This is a genomic window from Parashewanella curva (assembly GCF_003675895.1).
In the GTDB taxonomy this organism is placed as follows: Bacteria; Pseudomonadota; Gammaproteobacteria; order Enterobacterales; family Shewanellaceae; genus Parashewanella; species Parashewanella curva.
In genome coordinates, this window is the sequence record NZ_ML014753.1 from 79,020 (window position 1) to 99,589 (window position 20,570).

Here is a 20,570-nt window from a genome sequence, read left to right on the forward strand (position 1 = left end):
TTAGCTCCTTGTCATCTACCCAAACTCAGTTTTTATCAATGGGTAGTAACAGCTCAATACGCGACAACTTAACGGGCAGATCAATGATTAATAAATATATGTTCCAATTGGATTGAGTAACTTATTAATGCCTTGAGTGAAGTGTAGAGAGTCACTAACAATCGTCATACAAAGACAACCATTTACAGAAACAGGTTGATGTTTGTGTTTTCCTTCAAGAAAAATAAAATCTCCCTCGCTGTATTCGCCAGATTCATCCTTAAACTTACCGCTAAGCACTAGCGTTAACTCATAACCTTTATGGGTATGCTGCGGCACTTTGCCACCTGCTTCAATGTGCATGAGGCTGGTTCTTACTGAGCCTTCATCCAACTTTGCTCTTGAGCGAGATATTTTTCCAATAGAGCTAGCTTTACCAAAGCTTAACTTGGATAAGGCTCTTGGTAAGGTGAACTGCTCACCCCCGATTTCCATTTCCTTTAAATAGTTTATTGGCGGTGTATCGATACCATCATCAGACAATATAGCATTTAGCATTCCGTCAAACTCTGAGCTATCTCCATTGCTTTCTTCAAATTGGAAAGCATGACAGGCTTTTTGCTCAATGAAACTTTCTGCTTTGTGTCGACAACTAGGGCACTTTTCAAGATGTATGGCAACCGCACAGCTGAATGAAGTCATCAATTCACCACTCACATAAGAAGTGAGTAGCTGTGAGTCTGGATGATAATTTATCATAGGTGTGCTCCTATTGCTTTGAGCTTTGCCATCGCCAACCTTAGCCTTGATTTGACTGTCCCTAAAGGTAAATCAAGATGTATTGCTAATTGTTCTTGAGAAATACCACTAAAATAAATGCCTTTTACCACAGCTTGCTGCTCGGGAGATAACTCATTTATATGCTTCATCAATAAGTTAGTTGAGAGATGATCTTCTTCCATCGGTTTTACTGTCTCAATGTCTATCAGCGGCCAAATATCTTCACTAACAACATCTTCGCGATTGCTTTGGATTTTACGCAAAGCATCAAAAGTCACATTTCTCATGATGGTATACACCCAAGTATTTACTGCACCCTTGTTAGGGTTGAATAAATGAGCTTTGCGCCACACATTGGTCATGGTTTCTTGCACAATATCATTGGCAGCATCTTGGCTGCCTAACTTGCTTTGAGCGTGGTGCTTGATTTTAGGAGCAAATAATTTGAATAATTGGGAAAATGCATTCTTATCGCGCTTTAACGCAACATCCAAAAGTAACTGCTCTAAATCTTGGGGCGGTGATTTTAATGTCATAGGTAAAGCTTTAGCATACTCATGAGTGTTTGCAAATAACCTTGTAGCTGTTGCCATAAATAAACCTGTTAAACACTATAAAATTCCGTTACTGAAATTACGGTATCAGTTAGGGTTTAGATCACATTTTTTTGAACTCGTTTTCTTATTAAAGAAAATGGTAATATCTGCGACATGTATACCAAGCTTATACATTTTACTTTTGTTAATAACTCTGTACTGATCGAGTTGATACATCCAGTCATCAATGTCGAAAGAGTAAGAGCTATCTCCAATAGGGACTTGTAAGGCATACTTCCAATTGAAAGCGAACCCTTGTTGTTGCCCTTTAGCCACCCCATTAACATCTTCAGCGGTGCCGGTATATTTGCCGTCAGTTTGTTTATTTAGCTGCCAATTTCGATGCGAGATCTCACCATCGTTCCAATAAAAGGTCTCTTTTAGCAACCCATTACGGCCTTGCCAACTGCCATTAATTTCGACACAAAATCGACGTGTTACTTTATCAGTGTAATCTTGCAACATTCCCCAAGCTACAATATCGCCAGTGAAATAATTCTTTATATCCAACGTTGGAGCAGTGCCCTTGTATTCATTAATGTCACTAGAGCAAGCGCTAAGCATTAGTAGCGAAATTACAGATAGTATCAAAAATCGAATTTTCATCCTCTTTCTCCCAATAAACGTTTACGCAATTTTGGCTCTGAAGTATTAGGTGATAACCAAATGTCTAGAAAGCGCTTACCGAAATGAGGATCGTTTATGGTTCCTATGCATGATTGATTTAAATAAAAAGAACTGCTGTTATTGCTTACCAATAGCGCTAAGGTGTCACCTTTTTTCACGCTTGGCCAAATACTTCTTAATTCAGGTAGGTAATTTTTGTATTCTGCTGGTGATAGTTTAAGGTGCTGCCATTGCGCCATTGTTTGCTCAACCAAATCTTGGCTGCCAATCTCACGTTGGTACTGGATTTCAAACAACACTTTTGATGCTGAACTAGGCTTTTCAGCTTCACTTGTATACAAGGTACTTTTGTATATATCCCAAAATAAAACTGAAAGTGAGGCATTACCTAGTTTTTTCATTTGAGTATGGCTTTCTGTAAGATCTGGAAAATCAAGATCACAAGCTTTAGCCTGATACATAGCTAATGAGCAGCAACCTAATAAAATTACATGTATACATTTACGCAAAAGATTCCACCTTTTTCAGACGTTCATTAACCTCGAAAAACAGCAACATCAATATAGACCAAAGGGCACCAATCACCATTAACGTTAGCCAAAATGGTTGACCAAAGCTAGCATCACTCATACTAATTCCCCCCCAATAAGCCAGTGGCGCAAAGACCATTCCAAAGATCCACTGCAATACTTTGCTACGCGTTAATAGGGATAGACAGCCATTAATAGTCAAAGCAAAACTTAGCCACATCATGGCTAACCACAAGGGAATTATTTCACCTTGATTTGGAAACTGAAAGAAACCAGCATGCATCAATACAGTATCAACAAATATGCCGACGAAAGTGACGAAACTAACTAAAGCAAGCTGTTGCCAAGGCTTGCTACTCATCCACAAATGAACAATTGCCCATACCAATACAAAGGGAGCAACGTTATTTCCGTATTTCACACATCCCAGCCACATTAAGTTGAATAACATCCAGTTGAAAACCATATGCACCTCCGTACGTAGCTTACGAAACCGCACAATTTTTCGATCAGTTCATATTAAGAAAGACACCACCAAAATAACATCTTGATTTGGATGCGATTAATATTAAGCCCTCAGAAATTCAACAATTAATAATTATTCATCAATGGCTTAATAAGTTGTATCCACGTTGATTAATTCGTAGCATTTTTAATCGTTGAACAAAAGCTAAGGTATAGACATGTCATCTGAAATAGCAGAAACCTCACTTAGAAGATATGTATCGTCTGAGGTAGGTTTCACAGGAAAAGCAGTAGAATCTTGCAGCATTGAGAATTGTTATTACATGGTATATATAAATCGAAGAAAAGATAACGAAGTTGATTATAAAGTAAAGGTAAACCCAAATCTTCTAAATGGGACTCATCCAAACCTAATTTTTTTTCAATGCACAACTTGTTTCAAAATAACAGATAAAGAAAATGCACATCAGTTTGAACTATGGATGCCACATGATCAAACTGAAGCGACATTTCATTATGACCCACACGCCAATACATGATTAAACAATGATGTTATTTGTCTCCTTTGAGGACGAGTTATATTATGGCTTCAAGTATCTCTCAAGTTTATGAAGAACCTCAGGGTAAGGATTACCAAAATTACGTATTACTTGTATCAGGCCCTTCTGCGAATAAAATTGGAAAAGTGAGTTTCTCTGAGTGGAAAGCTTTTGTTAATGAAAATACTCCATATCTAACAGTTTCCTTCCAAAATACCACAAAGCAATATCGACTTACTCTAACTCCTCATATAGAAATTTTATGTTTAGCTGCAGAAAACTTAAGGGTTACAGCGTCATTTTTTACATATTCAGATAACACTACCGATGAAATTGCAAGAAAACTCTCTACAGATTTAACTGATACTTTAAGTTCAGAAATAAGCTTAAGAGAACTCATTATCAAACATAATCACCCTGCACTTGTAAGTGAATATGATTTGCCTAAAAGCCCCTGTTTTCTCACTAAATGGGATAAACGTAATATTGCTGCCAGAACGGCCTTATGCTCACCTGCGATATGCGCTTTAATTTGCTTTATAACTTGTTGTGATAGTGACAATAATTGATAAAACAATAAAAGCTATTACCAATGACGTGTTAATCATGATTCATCTTTCAGGAAACTTGTTGTTTGGCCGCAACACACTCGATAAAATCTGTACATTTAAAATCAAAAAGTAAGAAAAATGTTTTTAGAAGCAACAAGATACCCATTAGCCACTTTTATTTCTTTTGAGGTTGAAAAATCAAGTCGTTCCAAAAAGGTTCACTATCCCCAAGGCAACAGCCATAAAATAACCGTCACTCGAAAAAAAGACGGTGATGTCCATTATAGAGTCGAAGCTAATCAAAGCCATAAACTACATGATGATGAAAATACGGCCAAACTAACTTACTCAGTTTTTAACTGCTTTAAACATTTATTTTCAAAGCAGAATATTCACCGCCCCAAAAATGAAATTCCAAATCCAGTGTGTTTCGTAATAACTGACACCAATAACAGCCATGCTTTCGATATATGGTTAAGAGGTGATAAAACAGAAGCTTGTCATATTTATACCCAAAAGCCCGATATTGTCATGATGTAGAACCTTGGCTTTTCTAAACCTTAAATCAACATCTTACTCTGATAGAAGCCAGAACAATCACCGCATATTAACTAATGGTTCAGTATTTATTTGACATATTGAATCCTTTATCTAATTTTCGGAAACCGTGTTATGTCTTCACAACAATACGCTGCACTCAATACAAGCCCGCATCATAGCTGGGACAATGCCTTAGACTTATGTTTAAAGTCAGACAACCCTGCACATTTAGGCAAAATTAATAAACGTGAATGGAGAGCGTTTATAGATCAACACAGAGAAGAGTTAATCGTTTCATTTTCTGATAAAGTAAGTCGTACTTATCAACTTACATTAACACCGTCTGAAGAAAGTATCTTCTGTGGAATGACAGGTATGCAAGTGTCTGCATACTTTACACTTAAGTCTGAGAAGCCTCAAAAAGGATTGAATAGCCAGCCTTTCAAAGGACCTGATCCACTTGCTGAAAAGCTCTCTAACAGCTTAACTGACGCTTTTGTATCTGATACAAATTTACGAAGAGATACAATTGATAAACATCACCCAGCTCTCGACAAAAAGGTAACATTACCGACCGGCCGCAGTTATTATTCAACAGCTAAAAAATGGGCTGTCCGTATTGGTGGTACCATGGGTGGTATCCTGTGCTGCCCATGTATAGTTACAGTAATTTGTTGCATGGCGCGAAGCGAGCTTGATGAGTGATTGAAATGAACTATTCCAAAGAGTGGCTGTTAACTAATACCTCAACTCCTCTGGTATCGGCTGCTCTGTAGGAATTGGCGTTGGTCTTCGCCCTCTACCTTTTTGATATTGTTTTAACTGGAATACATAAGCAAGCACTTGAGCGACTGCTATAAACAAACCATCTGGAATCTGCTGATCGATTTTTGTGGTGTGATATATCGCTCGGGCTAACGGTGGTGCGGAAACTATTGCCACATCATGCTCGCGGGCAATTTCTCGAATTTTAAAGGCTACGGTATCTACGCCTTTTGCAATTACATAAGGCGCAGCCGCTTTATCAGCATCATATTTTATTGCTACCGCATAATGCTCAGGGTTTACCACAATAGCATCGGCATTAGGCACTTCCGCCACCATTCTTCGTTGTGCAATCTCTCTTTGCTGTTGCCTAATACGACCTTTAACTTCTGGTTTACCTTCAGTGTCCTTATATTCATCTTTCACTTCTTGCTTGGTCATTTTCAACTGTTTATTGTGATTCCAGATCTGAAACGGCACATCAATAACCACAATCAGCAAGGTTGATGAACATAAAATGATAAACATCCAAGATAATAGATTCAGCCCTTCAAATACATTGGTAGGTAAATGCGAAGCCGAAAGCTGCATGATATCTTCAAAATAGATACTAAGCAGTGTATAAGCCGAAATTGCCACTACTGAAAACTTAGCAATCCCTTTAGTTAGCTCCACTAATGCTTGAGTACCAAACATCCGCTTAAAGCCATTCATAGGGTTAAGCTTATTGCCTTTAGGCATAAAGGCTTTGGTGGAAAAAGAAAGTCCACCAAGTGCAATATTTCCAATAAAAGCCACAAGAGCCAATAAAGTTACAATACCTAAAACAGGAAACATTAGCTCCGAACCAACGGTTCCCCAGACTCTAAGCATGGCATCAACATCGTAGATATTAGCTCTTTCGATGGTAAATAAATTGGTCATGATACTGGCCAATGCTTGAGCCAATTTAGGCCCCATCATTGCTAACGCAACAGCTGCCGCGAGCAACACTGCTGATGTACCCAATTCTTTAGAGCGTGCAACCTGTCCTTTTTCTCGCGCCTGTTGCAAGCGCCTGCTGGTGGGTTCCTCTGTCCGTTCTTGGCCACTGTCTTCTGCCATCAGCGCCCTCCTTTATTTACAGATACCTGACACTGTAATTGCAGAATGTCACACATAAGCACTTGAGCTGAATTCCATACTTCTGAAAAATGCGCCATGATGGGGTTTAAGGTTAACCACAACACCAATAAACCACTGAGCATGGTAATAGGAAAACCAATAGAAAAAATGTTCAATTGAGGTGCGGCTCGAGTCATCACACCAAAGGATAAGTTGATCAGTAAAAGCGCTAGAATTGCTGAAATCGACATTGTTAATGCCGCACCAAACATATAAGAGGCCCAGTCCGCAACCGCTTTGTAGCTGCCAATTGCTATCCCTTCGGTTGATACAGGCAAAGTCTCAAAACTGGCAATGAGCATTTTTATCATCAACAGGTGACCGTCTAGCTGCAAAAACAATAACGTCGATAAAATAAGGAAGAAGTTACCAACAGCAGGAACTTGCTGACCAGAACCAGGGTCGACCATAGACGCAAACCCCAAACTGGTTTGCATACCAATAATTTGCCCTGTAAGCACAAAGGTTTGCAGCAGCATCACACTCACAAACCCCATGGCGATACCAATCAAGATTTGCTGTGCATTTACAAACATGCCTTCTAATGAAAACAGAGGAATTGACGGCATAGCGGGTAACATTGGAGCAACAGCAATGGTTACTGCCACTGCTAACAGTAACCGAACTCGGGCTGGAGTTGTGGTCGCACCAAACACAGCCATTACCATGAACATGCTAGAAATTCGAAATAACGGCCATAGATAACCTGCAAGGGTCTTCTCTATGGTACTCATTAAAAATTCCATGCTATCGTCTACCCGATTACTTGCGGGATGCGGTTAACCATCTCCATAAAAAATTCCATCATGGTTTGTATTAACCAATGACCCAGCAGCATCAAAGCTAATAACGTCATTATCAATCTTGGTAAAAAGCTCAACGTTTGTTCGTTGATAGATGTTGCCGCTTGGAAAACCGCCACTAACAAACCAATACCAAGTCCCGGTAAAATAATGACCGAGACAATCGTAATTATGATAGACAAAGCATCACGAAAAATATCGACTAAGGCTTCTGGAGACATACTTCCCCCTACTTCCGACTAAGTGATGCCAAAGCTGTTAGCTAGTGTTCCCATCACTAGACTCCAGCCATCGACTAACACAAATAGCATGATCTTAAAGGGCAAAGATACAATCATCGGCGACAGCATCATCATACCCATAGCCATCAAAATACTGGCTACCACCAAGTCCAAAACTAAGAAAGGCACAAACAACATAAAGCCAATCTGAAAAGCCGTTTTGAGTTCACTGGTAATAAAAGCAGGGATCAACACGCTTATTGGCGCATCTTCAGGTTTATCAATGTTTTTGTAGCCAGAAATATCAATAAAGGTCTGTAAATCAGTCACTCGGGTTTGAGACAACATAAATGCCATAATTGGCTTTTTTCCAGCCTCGTAAGCTTGCTCGATGGTAACTTTATCATCCATGTAAGGCTTCACCCCTTGTTCATACACCTTGTTGAAAATGGGGCTCATAATGAAAAAGCTTAAAAACAGACTAATACCAATTAGCACCTGATTTGAGGGAGTCTGCTGTAAACCTATCGCCTGTCTTAAAATTGAAAGTACCACGATAATGCGGGTAAAAGAGGTGAGCATGATCACCATGGCTGGAATGAAACTCATAGCAGTCATCAGCAATAAAATTTGCATGGTGACCGAATATTGAGTAGAACCATCAGCGCCAGTGGTAACAGTTACTGCGGGTAAAACCCCATCTTTAGCAAAAGCCATTGGCGCAAACATGGCTATTGCTAAAACAAATAATTTAGTTAGGCGCATCTTCTTTCCTGCCTTTTGCCTGACGCAACTTCTCGGCAAAAGACTCTGCTTTTACTTCAATGGGATCTTTTATTTTATCGAGTAAAGTTATTTGATGTTGTGTAACACCTAACAAATACTGCTTACCATCCATCTCCATCAATACCAACTTTTCTTTCTGCCCAACGGGTGTTACAGCTAAGGTTTTCATCACACCATTGGATGCAGGGGTTAAATTAAAGCGCCTGACTAAGTATGCCAGCACTAAAATAATCATTACCACTACAACTAAGCCACCTATCATGCTGGCAAAACTGCCTAGTGCACTGGGTGCTTCAACCGTGTTGGAACTGCTGGTTGTTGCGAGTGTTGTAACAAGCAAGCTATTCATCGGATGTCCTTGGTTTAGAATGTATTCCGCTAGCTTATCAAAAACTTACTTGAGTTTCTTGATTCGTTCAGTCTGACTGATAACATCGGTTAAACGGATCCCGAATTTATCATTGACTACTACCACTTCACCATGAGCAATGAGAGTTCCATTAACCATGACGTCTAAGGGTTCTCCAGCAACTCGATCTAACTCAACAACCGAACCTTGATTAAGCTGAAGTAAATTCCGAATGCTGATAAAGCTGCGGCCTACTTCCATAGAAATAGTGACAGGGATATCTAAAATCGCATCTAAGTTATCTTTATCAGCTCCAATACTGCCCGGCTCATCAAACACTTCGTCTAACGTTGCAGTTTTGGCTTCTTCAATGGCTTGCTCAGCCATTGCCGCCGCCCAATCTTCTTCTGTATTCATAGGTTAACCTTAACTAGCTATCTCTCTTGGCTATCACTGGTTGGATTGCGTAACTTGACCAGTTGTAATTCTGATTTAACGGTTTCGGGACGTGGGATTTGCTCTGTAACCTTTAGGGCTAAGTTCTCTCTTGAACGCCCCAATTTACAACGATAAGTTGGTAAGTCTTCAACTTTCATCATCACATGTTCAGGTAGGTCAAACGGAATAATATCGCCTGCTTGCATGGTCATAACGTCTCTTAATGACATTGACTGCTCACCTAAACTGGCATTGAAGCCAACGTCAACGTCCATAATTTCCTCTCTGAGCGCTTGAGACCAACGCATATCTGTATCTTGCTTGTCACTTTGCACACCAGCATCCAGCAACTCTCGAATCGGTTCGATCATCGAGTACGGCATGGCGATATGAAAATCACCACCACCGCCATCAACTTCGATATGGAATGAATTAATCACCACCACTTCGGTTGGGCTCACAATATTAGCCATGGCTGGGTTAACTTCTGAATCTAGATACTCAAATTCTACATCCATGACTGGCGCCCAAGCATCTTTGTAATCTTCAAAAATGATTTTTAACAGTAATTGGATAATACGGCGTTCAGTAGGCGTAAATTCTCGGCCTTCTATTTTTGCATGAAAGCGACCATCGCCACCAAAAAAATTATCTACCAAAATAAAGACTAAGCGAGCTTCCATGGTAATGAGCGCTGTACCTTTTAACGGACTGAAACGCACCATATTGAGGCTCGTTGGTACAAAAAGACTATGGATGTACTCACCAAACTTCAACATCTGCACGCCATTGATAGACACTTCTGCTGTTCGGCGCATCATGTTGAACATGCTGATCCTAAGATGACGAGCAAAGCGCTCGTTGACGATTTCAAGTGTTGGCATTCGGCCACGAACAATTCTATCTTGAGACGAAAAGTCATACGATAGAGCATCGTCATTACTTTGATCGACAACCTCTTCTTCTACCTCATCAACCCCGTGAAGCAGCGCATCAATCTCATCTTGGCTTAGTAAGTCACTCACAGATTACTCTTTTCCTAAAAAAGCAGCTCATCACTGCATTACAAACCCAACAAACAGTACTTTCTCAACGCCATGCTTGCCCATGATTGGCATTAAAGCGTTTTGCACGCTCAACAGTGCTTGTTGGCGTAATTCATCTTTTCCTGATTGAGTACTTAGTTTTTGTACGCTAGCACCACTGAAAGTCGACAATAATGCGGATTCAATCAGTGGAATGTGCTTTTTGACATTACTTTCAACATCTGCACCACGCACTTGAAGTTGAACTTTGATCTGAACAAGAACTGCTTTTTTTGTTCCGGTCAGGTTAAACAAAAATGGTCGAGGTAATGGTACATAACTCGCCATTTCTTGCTTCATTGGTGCAGCTTGCTCAGAAGAAGATGCGCTTTCTGTTGTTTCTGCTGACTCTGACGAGTTATCATCTCCAGACATAAAAAAGAAAGCCCCAGCCCCCGCGAGAAGCAGCACAACAACCACAGCGATAATGAGCATTAACGGACTCTTCTTTTTTTGTTCTTCAACCGTTAGCGTTTCTTCGTCTGCCATGGCCACATTTCCTTATTTAGTACTTTTGAAACTTAATCGGGTAATGGTAACGATTTAAGCGTAATAATCTATAACTGAACTAGAGTTTGCTGATACTTTGAGCGTTAATTGTTCACTTTCTTGTTGTTCAGTACCTGTATAGTGATTTGAGCGAGAAGATCCTTGCTCATTATCTTGCCCATTGCCTTGTTGATTGTTTCGACCATCATTGTGATGAGATATTTGACTATCGGCTAAATGCAGCCCTTGCTCAGCTAGCATTTCTCTTAATCTCGGTTGCGCATGTTCGAGTAAATCTCTAGCTTGAGGGGTTGCAACTTGAAACTGCACTTGTGTTTGGTCGTTCTGCACCTGAATACGAACCATCATGTGCCCTAGCTCCGGTGGATCAAGACGAATTTCTGCCTGCCCGATACCTTTGTTCACCATTGCGACCATCTGCTGTTTCATAACAGGGGAAAATCGCTTGATCATATCTTGCATTTGCACGACTTGCTCATTCCCTTGCCTTAGAGACACATGTAACTGAGGGGTCTCAACTTTGCCCTCAGGCGTTGCTATCTGATGCAATGATAATGGGTTTTGAGCTTGTAATTGATTCACTCTCTCTGCAATAGGAGTGGGTTCAGTTGAAGCCTGTGCAGCCACTTCCATCGCTTTTGCCATATCAACCTTGATGGTCGGTGACTCTGTATTTGGCTTTATCGAAGTTAAAGACTCTGCTAACTTTATTTGAACTTTATTGTCTTTATCTATTTCTTGTTCTTGTGATATTTTTCCATTTTGAATCACTTGAGGCGTTGCTTCTAGGTTCTTTGCAGCAGTAGTTTCAATTGATTTTACGTCTTCTTTAGCACCTGATTGACGATTCAAGAGAGTTTCTAAATTATTCTGTTTCGCAACTACCGCATTCTCATCTTCTATTTTTTTTCCACTACGGACAGTACTTAACTCAGATGAAGCTTTAGTAAGTTTAACCGCAAGTTCGCTTTCAACATCTGCGTCATCTCCTTCAGTTAGATCAACTTTTGCAGATTGTATTTTAAGTTCAGCCACAACCTTAGATTTTTCATCCTCAGCAGCCGCCTTAGATTCATCACTAACCTCGTTTTCGTCAATTTGAGTAAGCGGCAAAGCCTCGCCGTTTGGCAATGACTTACTGGGGGTAACTACCGTTTGGAAATTTTGAGAATCATTGATTTGAACCAGTAATGACTCTGGTGTTAATGCGTTCTCTTGAGTTTGATCTTCTTTATTATTTGGATCTTGGTTAGTTTCAGCATCAACTTGAGGTTGGGTAATTAATTCCTCATTAGAAACCGCATCATCATTATTGGCAAGCTCCGAAAGCCGTTGTGCAAAGCCTTTTGAATCCACACTAGCATCATCCGACAACGCCACAGTCACTTCTGCATCTTCTGCTGAGGCTTGAGACATAAATGATAGAGGATTTACTTGGGTCACTGTTACTTCCTTCTCTAAACGCTGGTTTGAAACTAACCGTCAAACATTTATCTTTGAAGATACGAAGCATGATTTATGCCAAGCTAATTTTATATTGGTTTAGCTATAGGTATTCGATTATAAGATATAAAAACAGAGACTAATTTCTTCTAATACAGATTGTTAAGATGATGGAGAGGTAATGCAAAACAAGGGGCCAACATGCTTGCAACTGTCGATAGAGGTTTGCCTGTAGATACCCTTACTCCGAATAGTGATGAACAATTAAATGACAAACTCATTGAAGCCATCACTAAAAAGGATACAAGTATCTTTAAGCAACTAGTACCTCAGCTAGGAGACCCTAACACTTCAATTCCATTTGAATTCGATGCTAAAACTTTGAGTAGTCCTTTACTTCATATTGCTTGTTATCTCGGCTTTTCAGAAGGAGTAGAATATCTCTGCAACCTAGGCGCGGATGTAAACATTCAATTAGCTGATTATGATAATTACTCCCCGATACATTTTGCTTGTATGGCTGGCGAGTTGAATGCTGTATTATTTTTAATAGCAAAAGGCATTAATGTGATGCCTAAAACTCGTTCCCATGGCGACACGCCACTCCATATAGCCGCAAAGAAAGGTCATCTCGATATTGTTAATGAGCTAACTCGACATCCAATCTTAGTTAACATTGTAGATAATGAACATGTGTCTCCACTATATCGCGCTTGTGAGCTTGGTAACGAAGATTGTGCAGTAGCCTTGTTGAGAGCCGGAGCAAAAACTCAATCTGCAACCCAAGATACTACTCTCACTCCAGTTTATGTTGCGATCAATAAGGGGCACTTTAGCATTGCCCTTAAATTACTTTATTGGATACCTGACGAAAATCAATTTGAACCCGAAATTGAGGGAAAAGCACTGGAACAGCCCTCAATTGAAGCCCTTCTTATATCTAAGCTTTGTCGCTGCGAAGATATGCAAGCTTTAAAATCACTTGTTCGCCTACGTCCCCGCAGCATAGATTCAGATTATGAAGGCATATATCCTTTAATGGTGGCACTCCTTCATCAACAAATGAAAGTGTATCAATATCTGATTGACTCCGGCGCTGAGTTAAACATTATGGATACAAAGAGGGCTAGCCTACTTCATTATGCTTGCGCTTTCGGGACTTTGGCACAAATTCAATTTCTTATTAGTAAAGGATTAAGAGTTGATGCGCATGATACAACTCGAAAAGTGCCTATGTTCAGCCTCGTCAATAATCCCCGTGTGAGTTCTGTACAAATTGAAGACCTTGAAAAAACCGTATCTAGCCTACTCCCCAAGCGGTTATTCATTGACCTTTTATTTGATCATAAAGCGCACACTCCTTTTCACCTAGCCGCTCTTCAGGGGGAGCTTAATCTTGTAAAAGCCATGCTTCCACATATTCGAAATATCGACCATAGAGGATTATTAGAAGACAACGTCACCGCAAGCGCAATTGAAATTGCTGCGGGGAAGGCACACGTAGATATCGTAGAATTTCTTATATCCAAAGGAGCTAATCCATTTTTACAAGTCAGCATAGGTACACCTACTGCGTTACATGTTTTTTTATGCTGTTTCGATAAAAGTGTTTCATTTGATGATTTTAAAAAGTTAGTAGAGTTACTTTCTAATGATATTTCGATCAATGCCTTAGATAGTGAGGGCTGTTCGCCTTTATCTAAGGCATTGAGAAATCAATATATACAAGAGAAGCATCTACAATTTTTATTCGAGCGAGGAGCACAAGTCAGTTACCGAATAACCCAGCAAATTCTTGAAGGTTATGTGCTCCACAGTGATTTGGACAGGATCAAGTTTTTACTTAACCACAGAGACAAGCATGGCAATTCAATCGATGGGATAAAGCTATTAAAAATAGCATTAAGTGTTGGAAACCACACAATCGTAAGGCACTTATTTACATTACCTTTTATTCAGAAGCAAGTACGTAGCAACGACTGTAAGGAACTTATCGTGCTTGCATGCATCAATGACGATGTAAAGGTTTTCAATACCGTTTTACAAAAAACGGGAATTTCAGTAAACACCCTCATAGATTCTCAAATTTCAGTCTTTTTCTATGCTTTAGTTAACGGTAAAGTTAAAATTGCAGCTAAAATTTTAGAGACTCAACAAGCTAATCCCCTTGCCAAAACTCGTCGAATTCATGCATTTCATGTTATTGCAGAATTTGACTACTCTGAGCTTTGTCAACAATTACTCAACATGGGCATAAGCCCAATGGTTCAGGACGAACATGGCGGTTCACCACTTTCCTATGCCATCAGCTTTGAAAAAACAGATGTATTTGAATTATTACTTCAACACTCCCCAAAACTAGCTGAACTTCCAGATAAAGAAAAAAGGTTACCCTTACACCAAGCTGTCGAACAAAGAAGAATGTTTCACATATCTTGCTTAGCGAAAACCTTTCCAGAAGGAATATTTATGCTAGATAAATATAATAGATGCCCCTATCAGATAGCCGTTGATAGAGGTGACACCAAAATTAAAGGGCTGCTAGACGAACATATCCCACCATTACCTTCGCCATCAGTAGAAACTATTATTTGAGGCTAAGTCTTCCTACGATAAAACTGCTGTATCGCAAATTCATCAATCATTTTTTGTTCTGATTTAGCTTGTGCCGCCTGTCGTTTTTGCTCTTTTTTTTCTAAAAGCATTTCAACTGCTTGCCTCTTTTGCTGCTTTTCAAGCCAATGCTGGTGACGATGTTTGAGTTGCTCTTCAGTTTGCCTGATCGCTTCAACTTGCTGCTTAATAGCTTGATCGATTTGGCATATGAATTTATGAAATTGTTGATATTGAGAAGAAGATAAGTTTGAACCAACCTTGTCACCCATTTGCCTCATATAATCAAGTCGATATTGATTTAAGGCTTCAAGCTGACCACGTGCTTTTTGTTCATCGAGCTTGGCACTTCGATATTGCAATGAAGCTTGTTCTTCGGCATCTTTCGCAAGCTTTAATACTGTGTTTAAAGGATCTTTTGCCATGATCAAACTCTAAACTAACACTGGGCAGCCAATTGCGACAGCATAGTGGCGCATTCTTCAAAACTCAGGCTGTCTTTCATTCCCTGCTGTAAAAACGCATTAGTCGCTGGTTGTAATCGAATGGCGTTATCCAATATCGGATCACTTCCTTGGTTATAAGCACCAATAGAAACCAAGTCTCGATTCTGCTGATAATGAGCATACATTTGTTTTACCTTGCGCATATTGTTTAGATGATCTTCACTTACGACCATGGGCGCAACACGACTGATGCTGGCCTCCACATCAATCGCTGGGTAATGGCCTGATTCAGCTAGCGCACGTGAAAGTACGATATGACCATCTAAAATTGCACGAGAAGCATCGGCAATAGGATCTTGCTGATCATCCCCTTCTGTTAAAACGGTATAAAAAGCGGTGATCGAGCCCTGCTCACCTCCGCCGTTACCCGCTCGTTCGACGAGCCTTGGTAACTTAGCAAATACTGACGGCGGATAGCCTTTGGTTGCAGGCGGTTCACCGACAGCCAATGCAATTTCACGCTGAGCTTGAGCATAACGGGTTAAGCTATCCATCAATAGCAGCACGCTATAACCCAAATCACGAAAATACTCAGCCAAACGAGTTGAGGTTTCACACGCTCTTAAACGCATTAATGGTGATGTATCGGCAGGTGCTGCAACAACAACCGAGCGTTTACGCCCCTCTGGCCCTAAGATTTCTTCAATAAATTCTTTTACTTCTCGGCCACGCTCCCCCACTAATCCAACCACAATGACGTCAGCGGTTGTGCCTCGGGTCATCATTCCCAACAGAACACTCTTACCTACACCTGAACCAGCAAACAACCCCATTCGCTGCCCTTTACCTACTGTTAGCATGGCATTAATCGCGCGAACACCAACATCTAATGGCTCAGAAATAGGACGGCGGGATAATGGGTTCATCGCCACAGAATGAGTAGAAACACTTTCTGAATTTTGAATACCGCCAAGACCATCAATAGGTTGACCGCTACCATCAAGCACACGTCCCAGTAATGACATTCCCACATTTAAGCCCGATTTTTCACCAAGCGGTACTACTCTTGCGCCGGGTAATACACCTCTGAGCTCATCAATAGGCATTAAATAAAGGAGTTCGCCATCGAAACCGATAACTTCAGCAACTAATTCGCCGTCCATGGTTTCTATAGAACATAGACTTCCAACAGGAGCACGGCAGCCACTGGCTTCCAAAGTTAAACCAACGACTCGAACTAGCTGCCCACTCGCTACAGCACGAAAAGGGGTCACTTGGTGGCAAAGTTGATCAAGCTTGCTCTTGAGTTTCTTGGTTCTCTGAGGATTCATTTGGCGTTGGCACTTCTTGAGTAGGAATGGCTACTGCTTTTTGAGTTTGCTCAAGTAAAGCTTGTTGTAACTGTTTTTCTAGCTGGTATTGCTGCTCTGTTAACGCGACTAACACAGTTTCTGTTCGATTTTTTACGGTTAAATCAACAGCAGATTTTTGGCTTTCAATGAAGCAATCTCCCACACTCAATGACGGGTCGGCTTCAAATTGCCATTGTTTCTTTTCGAGCATGGTTGCGCTGTATGCTTGCTCCACAAGTTCAACATCTTGCGGATTCAAGCGCACGTTAACAGGTTGATTTTTTAATGGCAGCGACTCAATACCTTGGCGTAATACATTATGTATATGTTGCGGATTGGTTTGAATTTCAGTCGCAACAATGGCTTTAGCAAGACTAGAGCTTAGCATGACTAAACTGGCTTCAATTTGAGTGTCTACAACAGATAAAGGCTGTTCAAGTTGCTGCACCAGTTGCTCTAATCGCAGCAATATTTCTTTAGCTTCAGCTAATCCTTGCTCGAGCCCTTGCTCTTTACCTTGAGCAAAGCCTTCTTCGTGTCCTTTTTCTAAGCCTTCAAGTTTACCTTTCTCTAGACCTTGATTGAAACCTTGTTGAAACCCTTGCTCTCTTGCTTCTTGTTCCGCTTGTTGCTGCAAAGCTTCAATTTCCGCTAATGTTGGCGGAGTAAAGCTTTCCTCCTCGATTTGAGGTAATGATTGAGCTTGAGTTCGTCCAAATAAGTTTTGTTTTTCTGAACTTTCTTCCGAAACGTCAGGAATTTGCCAATGTTTAAATTCCTCAGCAACGGCATCGAGATTAGAGGAACTCATCACCACCTCCGCCGCCTAACATGATTTCACCACTTTCACTTAAGCGACGAGCAACACCCAGAATTTCTTTTTGGGCAAGCTCAACTTCACTGATACGAATCGGCCCCATAGCTTCAAGATCATCACTCAACAGCTCAGCCGCTCGTTTAGACATATTACCCAATATCTTATCTTTCATTGAGTCGTCAGCCCCCTTCAGTGCTTTCATCAATATTTCTTGTGGAACTTCACGGAGCAGTGCCTGAATGCCACGGTCGTCAATATCCAATAAGTTCTCAAATACAAACATGAGATCTTGAATTTGCTGTGCTATCTCTTCGTCTGACTCACGCATGGTTTCCATAAGCTGTGACTCAATTGAAGTATCTAAGTAGTTCATGATATCGGCAGCCGCTTTTAAGCCACCCATTTTCGCAGCTTGAGCACCACCTTGACCTGCGAACTGTTTCTCCATGATGTCATTTAACTCTTGTAATGCCGCAGGCTGAACTTCTTCTAAGTTTGCAATACGCATGAGCAAGTCGACACGAGTGTTCTCAGGGAATTGTGCAAATATCTCTGCGGCTTGATCAGGCTCGAGATAAGACAAGACAATGGTTTGAATTTGAGGATGCTCATTTTGAATAATGGTCGCCACCTGACGGGCATCCATCCATTTCAATGAGTCTAAGCCTTTAGCACCACTGCCCATGATGATTTGTTCAATGATATTTCCAGCTTTATCTTCCCCAAGAGCGGCTGTTAATGCTTTTCGAACAAAGTCTTCACTGTTAAAACCAATAGCTGAAAATTGCTGGATATCATCTAAAAAATGCTTGTGGACACCGATGACTTTCTCTTGACCGAAATCTTGCGTCGATGCCATTGCCATCCCCAATTGCTGAACCTGCTTTGGCTCCAAATGACGTAAAATAGAAGCGGCATCTGCTTCGCTCAAACTTAGCAATAAAATCGCTGCTTTTTCTACACCAGTCAAACTACTGACATCAAAAGATGCAGCGTCTGTAGATGGGCTTTCAATTATATCAGGCATCTTCTTCTTGCAACCAACTCTTAATTACTTGGGTAGACAGTTCAGGTTCATTAGCTACCAGTGCACGTATTGCCTTGATCATATCATCATCTTTGTGAAGATCGGGGATTAAAATCGACCCATCATCGGCATAACTGTACTCACCATCAGATTTATTAATCAAACCCAAAGTTTCTTGAGCATATTGATCTTCAATCTCAGCCAATTCGCTACCTGGAATAATTTTTTCTTGTGGCATATCAGATCCAGGTTGAGCCATACGCTTAAACATTGGACGCATTACCGTCAGAATTAAAACTAAAACAACAATGGCAGCAAGCACAAACTTTACAACCCGCATAAACCAAGGCTGCTCCCACAGTTCAGGCTTTGGAGCAGCTTCAAATTCATGTTGCATAAATGGTACGGTTACTACTTCTAACATATCACCACGAACCGAATTAAAGCCAACAGCTCCCTCAAGTAAGCGGCGAATGTTAGCTAACTCAGCTTCTGTACGAGGTTCTCGATTAATTTGTCCATCTTCGCCAACGGCACCGGGCTTGTAGTTAACCGCGACCGAAACACTGATGCGCTGGATAATGCCAATTTGCTGACGAGTATGACTGATAGTGGTATCGACTTCGAAATTACGAGTCGCTTCACGATGAGAGCTGCCCGAACGCTCAGCTGAACCTTGCTGGGTTAACTCACTGACTTGTTCTGGGATTTCTGATTTCATCGGTGGCTGATTGGTTAATGCCCCTGGGATACCACCTACAAAACCGGCACCAGAATTTGTTTCAAGCGTTTGCTCACTTCGAACAGCCGCTTGTGCTGGGTTAAATCGCTTTGCCGTTTGTTCTTTGGACGTGAAATCCATACCAACGTCTACTTGTGAGGTAAAGTTTTCAGGACCTAGTATTGGAATGAGAATGGACTGAATCTTGTTACGGTATTCGTCTTCTTTTGATTGTACAATTTCAAGTTCACGACGCGCTCTAGCCGATACGCCATCTTGACTGCCTGAGTTTAATAATCGGCCAGCTGAGTCTGTTACTGTCACTCTGCTTGGATCTAGATTTTGTACCGCTGAAGCGACAATATCTACAATCGCATCAATTTCTTCTTGTCCAAGTCCACTTCGACGAGTGGTGATCACTACTGTTGCACTTGACTGTGACTTGCGGCGAGCAAATACATTTTCTTTTGGCAAAGCTAAGATAACTTTGGCACGCGTGACACTTTTTAGCTCTTCAATAGCACGGGCTAAATTTTGCTCTTGACTGTGTTTCAGTCTGGCTTGCTCCATGCGCTGGCTTACACCAAAGCCACTGTCTTTATTTAAAAAGTCGTCGTTTTTCGCGCTGCTTTCAATACCAGAGCGGCTTAACAATAACTTGACTTCTTGGTACTTGTTTTCAGGGACGCGGACAACATCGACATCGAGTTGGTATTCAATTTTGTTTTTATCGAGTACATCTAGCACTTGAATAAGCTCTTGGGTTTCCATTTTCCCAAGTGGACGATACTCATCCTCTGAGGCAAGCAGTAGCACAAACACAGCTAACGCTAAACACACAGCTAGACCCAAAATCATGGTAATTTGTCGAAGCGTATTCGTATTACCTAAGCCTTCAAGCATGCTCGATTTATGCTCTTGGTCCGCACCTGTATTGGTTGTGCTGCTGCCTGACGATTGGTTACCAACAGTGAGTTCTGTGCTCAAAATTCTTACCTGCTATACTGCTTTTGTTTTTATTTAAGGTACTTACACCGGCATGTTCATAATTTGCTTGTAAGCATCAACCAACTTATTTCGTACTTGAACCGTAGCTTCAAATGCAACGCTAGCTTTTTCACGAGCAATAACGGTATCTGAAAGCGTTACACTGGTATCGCCCATTTCCAATCGAGTCGATAAATCACCCGCTGTAGCTTGAAGTTGATTAACATTACCGATGGCATTTGCAAGAACATCATTAAAATTTGACGAATTTACATTATTAATCTCACGCATTCCATGATTTTGCGGAGAAATTGAAGGAGTAATCTCCCCTTTCATCGTTTGCATCTCTGTATACAAAGAACTAGCACCAATTTGCATGTTGGTCTCCCATGACTATTTTTTGACGAGATGGAGTTATGTAAGAGATAAAGCAAAG

At 40.8% G+C, this 20,570-nt stretch carries 25 protein-coding genes; 5 read left to right on the top strand and 20 right to left on the bottom strand.

Annotated features, from left to right (window positions below; genetic code table 11):
- Positions 1-87 precede the first annotated feature (87 nt).
- From D5018_RS00410 to D5018_RS00430, 5 genes are read right to left on the bottom strand one after another with little or no spacing between them, the layout of a single operon-like run.
- Positions 88-738, bottom strand: coding sequence for a ChrR family anti-sigma-E factor (locus D5018_RS00410; protein WP_121837014.1), 651 nt, complete (start codon positions 736-738; stop codon positions 88-90).
- Positions 735-1,352 carry a sigma-70 family RNA polymerase sigma factor gene (locus D5018_RS00415; RefSeq protein WP_121837015.1) on the bottom strand — a complete coding sequence of 206 codons (618 nt, stop codon included), beginning with the start codon at positions 1,350-1,352 and terminating at the stop codon, positions 735-737. The genes D5018_RS00410 and D5018_RS00415 overlap by 4 nt, the downstream gene beginning before the upstream one ends.
- A 48-nt stretch (positions 1,353-1,400) precedes the next feature.
- Positions 1,401-1,961 carry a DUF3833 domain-containing protein gene (locus D5018_RS00420; protein WP_121837016.1) on the bottom strand — a complete coding sequence of 187 codons (561 nt, stop codon included), beginning with the start codon at positions 1,959-1,961 and terminating at the stop codon, positions 1,401-1,403.
- Entirely contained in the window at positions 1,958-2,491 is a 534-nt protein-coding gene (locus tag D5018_RS00425) for a chalcone isomerase family protein (protein ID WP_121837017.1), read from the bottom strand. Before D5018_RS00425 ends, D5018_RS00420 begins: the two co-directional genes overlap by 4 nt.
- Positions 2,484-2,963 (bottom strand): DUF2878 domain-containing protein, encoded by a 480-nt coding sequence (locus tag D5018_RS00430; RefSeq protein ID WP_165904970.1) that lies wholly within the window; start codon positions 2,961-2,963, stop codon positions 2,484-2,486. The genes D5018_RS00425 and D5018_RS00430 overlap by 8 nt, the downstream gene beginning before the upstream one ends.
- Before the next feature lie 232 nt (positions 2,964-3,195).
- On the opposite strand from D5018_RS00430, the gene D5018_RS00435 reads away from it, so the two are divergent.
- The 4 genes from D5018_RS00435 to D5018_RS00450 all read left to right on the top strand — a co-directional run bounded on the left by D5018_RS00435 (position 3,196) and on the right by D5018_RS00450 (position 5,312).
- A complete protein-coding gene (locus D5018_RS00435) occupies positions 3,196-3,516 on the top strand; it encodes a hypothetical protein (protein WP_121837019.1) in 321 nt (106 codons plus the stop codon).
- Positions 3,517-3,560: 44 nt separating this feature from the next.
- A complete protein-coding gene (locus D5018_RS00440; protein ID WP_121837020.1) occupies positions 3,561-4,085 on the top strand; it encodes a hypothetical protein in 525 nt (174 codons plus the stop codon).
- Between the two features lie 120 nt (positions 4,086-4,205).
- On the top strand, positions 4,206-4,607 hold the full coding sequence (locus D5018_RS00445; protein ID WP_121837021.1) for a hypothetical protein: 402 nt from the start codon (positions 4,206-4,208) through the stop codon (positions 4,605-4,607).
- Positions 4,608-4,739: 132 nt separating this feature from the next.
- Positions 4,740-5,312, top strand: coding sequence for a hypothetical protein (locus D5018_RS00450; RefSeq protein WP_121837022.1), 573 nt, complete (start codon positions 4,740-4,742; stop codon positions 5,310-5,312).
- Positions 5,313-5,345: 33 nt separating this feature from the next.
- Here D5018_RS00450 and flhB read toward each other — a convergent pair whose 3' ends face one another.
- The 9 genes from flhB to D5018_RS00495 are packed head-to-tail and all read right to left on the bottom strand — an operon-like array spanning position 5,346 to position 12,171.
- Positions 5,346-6,476 (bottom strand): flagellar biosynthesis protein FlhB, encoded by a 1,131-nt coding sequence (flhB, locus tag D5018_RS00455; RefSeq protein WP_121837023.1) that lies wholly within the window; start codon positions 6,474-6,476, stop codon positions 5,346-5,348.
- Positions 6,476-7,282 (bottom strand): flagellar biosynthetic protein FliR, encoded by an 807-nt coding sequence (fliR, locus tag D5018_RS00460; protein ID WP_121837024.1) that lies wholly within the window; start codon positions 7,280-7,282, stop codon positions 6,476-6,478. Before fliR ends, flhB begins: the two co-directional genes overlap by 1 nt.
- Positions 7,283-7,290: 8 nt before the next feature.
- Complete coding sequence (fliQ, locus tag D5018_RS00465) at positions 7,291-7,560, bottom strand: flagellar biosynthesis protein FliQ (RefSeq protein ID WP_121837025.1); 270 nt, start codon at positions 7,558-7,560, stop codon at positions 7,291-7,293.
- Positions 7,561-7,578: 18 nt separating this feature from the next.
- On the bottom strand, positions 7,579-8,325 hold the full coding sequence (gene fliP / locus D5018_RS00470) for a flagellar type III secretion system pore protein FliP (protein WP_121837026.1): 747 nt from the start codon (positions 8,323-8,325) through the stop codon (positions 7,579-7,581).
- Positions 8,312-8,695 carry a flagellar biosynthetic protein FliO gene (gene fliO / locus D5018_RS00475; protein WP_121837027.1) on the bottom strand — a complete coding sequence of 128 codons (384 nt, stop codon included), beginning with the start codon at positions 8,693-8,695 and terminating at the stop codon, positions 8,312-8,314. Before fliO ends, fliP begins: the two co-directional genes overlap by 14 nt.
- Before the next feature lie 45 nt (positions 8,696-8,740).
- Complete coding sequence (gene fliN / locus D5018_RS00480) at positions 8,741-9,112, bottom strand: flagellar motor switch protein FliN (protein WP_121837028.1); 372 nt, start codon at positions 9,110-9,112, stop codon at positions 8,741-8,743.
- A 17-nt stretch (positions 9,113-9,129) separates the two neighbouring features.
- Positions 9,130-10,158: a flagellar motor switch protein FliM gene (gene fliM, locus D5018_RS00485; protein ID WP_121837029.1), complete on the bottom strand. Its 1,029-nt coding sequence runs from the start codon at positions 10,156-10,158 to the stop codon at positions 9,130-9,132.
- A 30-nt stretch (positions 10,159-10,188) separates the two neighbouring features.
- Positions 10,189-10,707, bottom strand: coding sequence for a flagellar basal body-associated protein FliL (gene fliL / locus D5018_RS00490; RefSeq protein WP_121837030.1), 519 nt, complete (start codon positions 10,705-10,707; stop codon positions 10,189-10,191).
- Positions 10,708-10,761: 54 nt separating this feature from the next.
- A complete protein-coding gene (locus D5018_RS00495; protein WP_243637349.1) occupies positions 10,762-12,171 on the bottom strand; it encodes a flagellar hook-length control protein FliK in 1,410 nt (469 codons plus the stop codon).
- Between the two features lie 201 nt (positions 12,172-12,372).
- On the opposite strand from D5018_RS00495, the gene D5018_RS00500 reads away from it, so the two are divergent.
- Positions 12,373-14,766, top strand: a complete 2,394-nt coding sequence (locus D5018_RS00500) for an ankyrin repeat domain-containing protein (RefSeq protein ID WP_121837032.1) — start codon at positions 12,373-12,375, stop codon at positions 14,764-14,766.
- 2 nt (positions 14,767-14,768) lie between these two features.
- Here D5018_RS00500 and fliJ read toward each other — a convergent pair whose 3' ends face one another.
- The 6 genes from fliJ to fliE all read right to left on the bottom strand — a co-directional run bounded on the left by fliJ (position 14,769) and on the right by fliE (position 20,512).
- Positions 14,769-15,209 carry a flagellar export protein FliJ gene (fliJ, locus tag D5018_RS00505; protein WP_121837033.1) on the bottom strand — a complete coding sequence of 147 codons (441 nt, stop codon included), beginning with the start codon at positions 15,207-15,209 and terminating at the stop codon, positions 14,769-14,771.
- Between the two features lie 14 nt (positions 15,210-15,223).
- Complete coding sequence (fliI, locus tag D5018_RS00510) at positions 15,224-16,561, bottom strand: flagellar protein export ATPase FliI (RefSeq protein WP_121837034.1); 1,338 nt, start codon at positions 16,559-16,561, stop codon at positions 15,224-15,226.
- A complete protein-coding gene (fliH, locus tag D5018_RS00515) occupies positions 16,521-17,393 on the bottom strand; it encodes a flagellar assembly protein FliH (RefSeq protein WP_121837035.1) in 873 nt (290 codons plus the stop codon). The genes fliI and fliH overlap by 41 nt, the downstream gene beginning before the upstream one ends.
- Entirely contained in the window at positions 17,380-18,426 is a 1,047-nt protein-coding gene (gene fliG, locus D5018_RS00520) for a flagellar motor switch protein FliG (protein ID WP_121837036.1), read from the bottom strand. Before fliG ends, fliH begins: the two co-directional genes overlap by 14 nt.
- Complete coding sequence (gene fliF / locus D5018_RS00525) at positions 18,419-20,050, bottom strand: flagellar basal-body MS-ring/collar protein FliF (protein WP_243637354.1); 1,632 nt, start codon at positions 20,048-20,050, stop codon at positions 18,419-18,421. The genes fliG and fliF overlap by 8 nt, the downstream gene beginning before the upstream one ends.
- 126 nt (positions 20,051-20,176) lie before the next feature.
- Positions 20,177-20,512 carry a flagellar hook-basal body complex protein FliE gene (gene fliE / locus D5018_RS00530; protein ID WP_121837038.1) on the bottom strand — a complete coding sequence of 112 codons (336 nt, stop codon included), beginning with the start codon at positions 20,510-20,512 and terminating at the stop codon, positions 20,177-20,179.
- Positions 20,513-20,570 lie beyond the last annotated feature (58 nt).

What these genes read in the sequence shown, in the direction of transcription:
- D5018_RS00410 (WP_121837014.1), bottom strand. Translation starts at nt 738, where the DNA reads ATGATAAATTATCATCCAGACTCACAGCTACTCACTTCTTATGTGAGT.
- D5018_RS00415 (WP_121837015.1), bottom strand. Translation starts at nt 1,352, where the DNA reads ATGGCAACAGCTACAAGGTTATTTGCAAACACTCATGAGTATGCTAAA.
- D5018_RS00420 (WP_121837016.1), bottom strand. Translation starts at nt 1,961, where the DNA reads ATGAAAATTCGATTTTTGATACTATCTGTAATTTCGCTACTAATGCTT.
- D5018_RS00430 (WP_165904970.1), bottom strand. Translation starts at nt 2,963, where the DNA reads ATGTTATTCAACTTAATGTGGCTGGGATGTGTGAAATACGGAAATAAC.
- D5018_RS00435 (WP_121837019.1), top strand. Translation starts at nt 3,196, where the DNA reads ATGTCATCTGAAATAGCAGAAACCTCACTTAGAAGATATGTATCGTCT.
- D5018_RS00440 (WP_121837020.1), top strand. Translation starts at nt 3,561, where the DNA reads ATGGCTTCAAGTATCTCTCAAGTTTATGAAGAACCTCAGGGTAAGGAT.
- D5018_RS00445 (WP_121837021.1), top strand. Translation starts at nt 4,206, where the DNA reads ATGTTTTTAGAAGCAACAAGATACCCATTAGCCACTTTTATTTCTTTT.
- D5018_RS00450 (WP_121837022.1), top strand. Translation starts at nt 4,740, where the DNA reads ATGTCTTCACAACAATACGCTGCACTCAATACAAGCCCGCATCATAGC.
- flhB (WP_121837023.1), bottom strand. Translation starts at nt 6,476, where the DNA reads ATGGCAGAAGACAGTGGCCAAGAACGGACAGAGGAACCCACCAGCAGG.
- fliR (WP_121837024.1), bottom strand. Translation starts at nt 7,282, where the DNA reads ATGGAATTTTTAATGAGTACCATAGAGAAGACCCTTGCAGGTTATCTA.
- fliQ (WP_121837025.1), bottom strand. Translation starts at nt 7,560, where the DNA reads ATGTCTCCAGAAGCCTTAGTCGATATTTTTCGTGATGCTTTGTCTATC.
- fliP (WP_121837026.1), bottom strand. Translation starts at nt 8,325, where the DNA reads ATGCGCCTAACTAAATTATTTGTTTTAGCAATAGCCATGTTTGCGCCA.
- fliO (WP_121837027.1), bottom strand. Translation starts at nt 8,695, where the DNA reads ATGAATAGCTTGCTTGTTACAACACTCGCAACAACCAGCAGTTCCAAC.
- fliN (WP_121837028.1), bottom strand. Translation starts at nt 9,112, where the DNA reads ATGAATACAGAAGAAGATTGGGCGGCGGCAATGGCTGAGCAAGCCATT.
- fliL (WP_121837030.1), bottom strand. Translation starts at nt 10,707, where the DNA reads ATGGCAGACGAAGAAACGCTAACGGTTGAAGAACAAAAAAAGAAGAGT.
- D5018_RS00500 (WP_121837032.1), top strand. Translation starts at nt 12,373, where the DNA reads ATGCTTGCAACTGTCGATAGAGGTTTGCCTGTAGATACCCTTACTCCG.
- fliJ (WP_121837033.1), bottom strand. Translation starts at nt 15,209, where the DNA reads ATGGCAAAAGATCCTTTAAACACAGTATTAAAGCTTGCGAAAGATGCC.
- fliI (WP_121837034.1), bottom strand. Translation starts at nt 16,561, where the DNA reads ATGAATCCTCAGAGAACCAAGAAACTCAAGAGCAAGCTTGATCAACTT.
- fliH (WP_121837035.1), bottom strand. Translation starts at nt 17,393, where the DNA reads ATGAGTTCCTCTAATCTCGATGCCGTTGCTGAGGAATTTAAACATTGG.
- fliG (WP_121837036.1), bottom strand. Translation starts at nt 18,426, where the DNA reads ATGCCTGATATAATTGAAAGCCCATCTACAGACGCTGCATCTTTTGAT.
- fliF (WP_243637354.1), bottom strand. Translation starts at nt 20,050, where the DNA reads ATGCTTGAAGGCTTAGGTAATACGAATACGCTTCGACAAATTACCATG.
- fliE (WP_121837038.1), bottom strand. Translation starts at nt 20,512, where the DNA reads ATGCAAATTGGTGCTAGTTCTTTGTATACAGAGATGCAAACGATGAAA.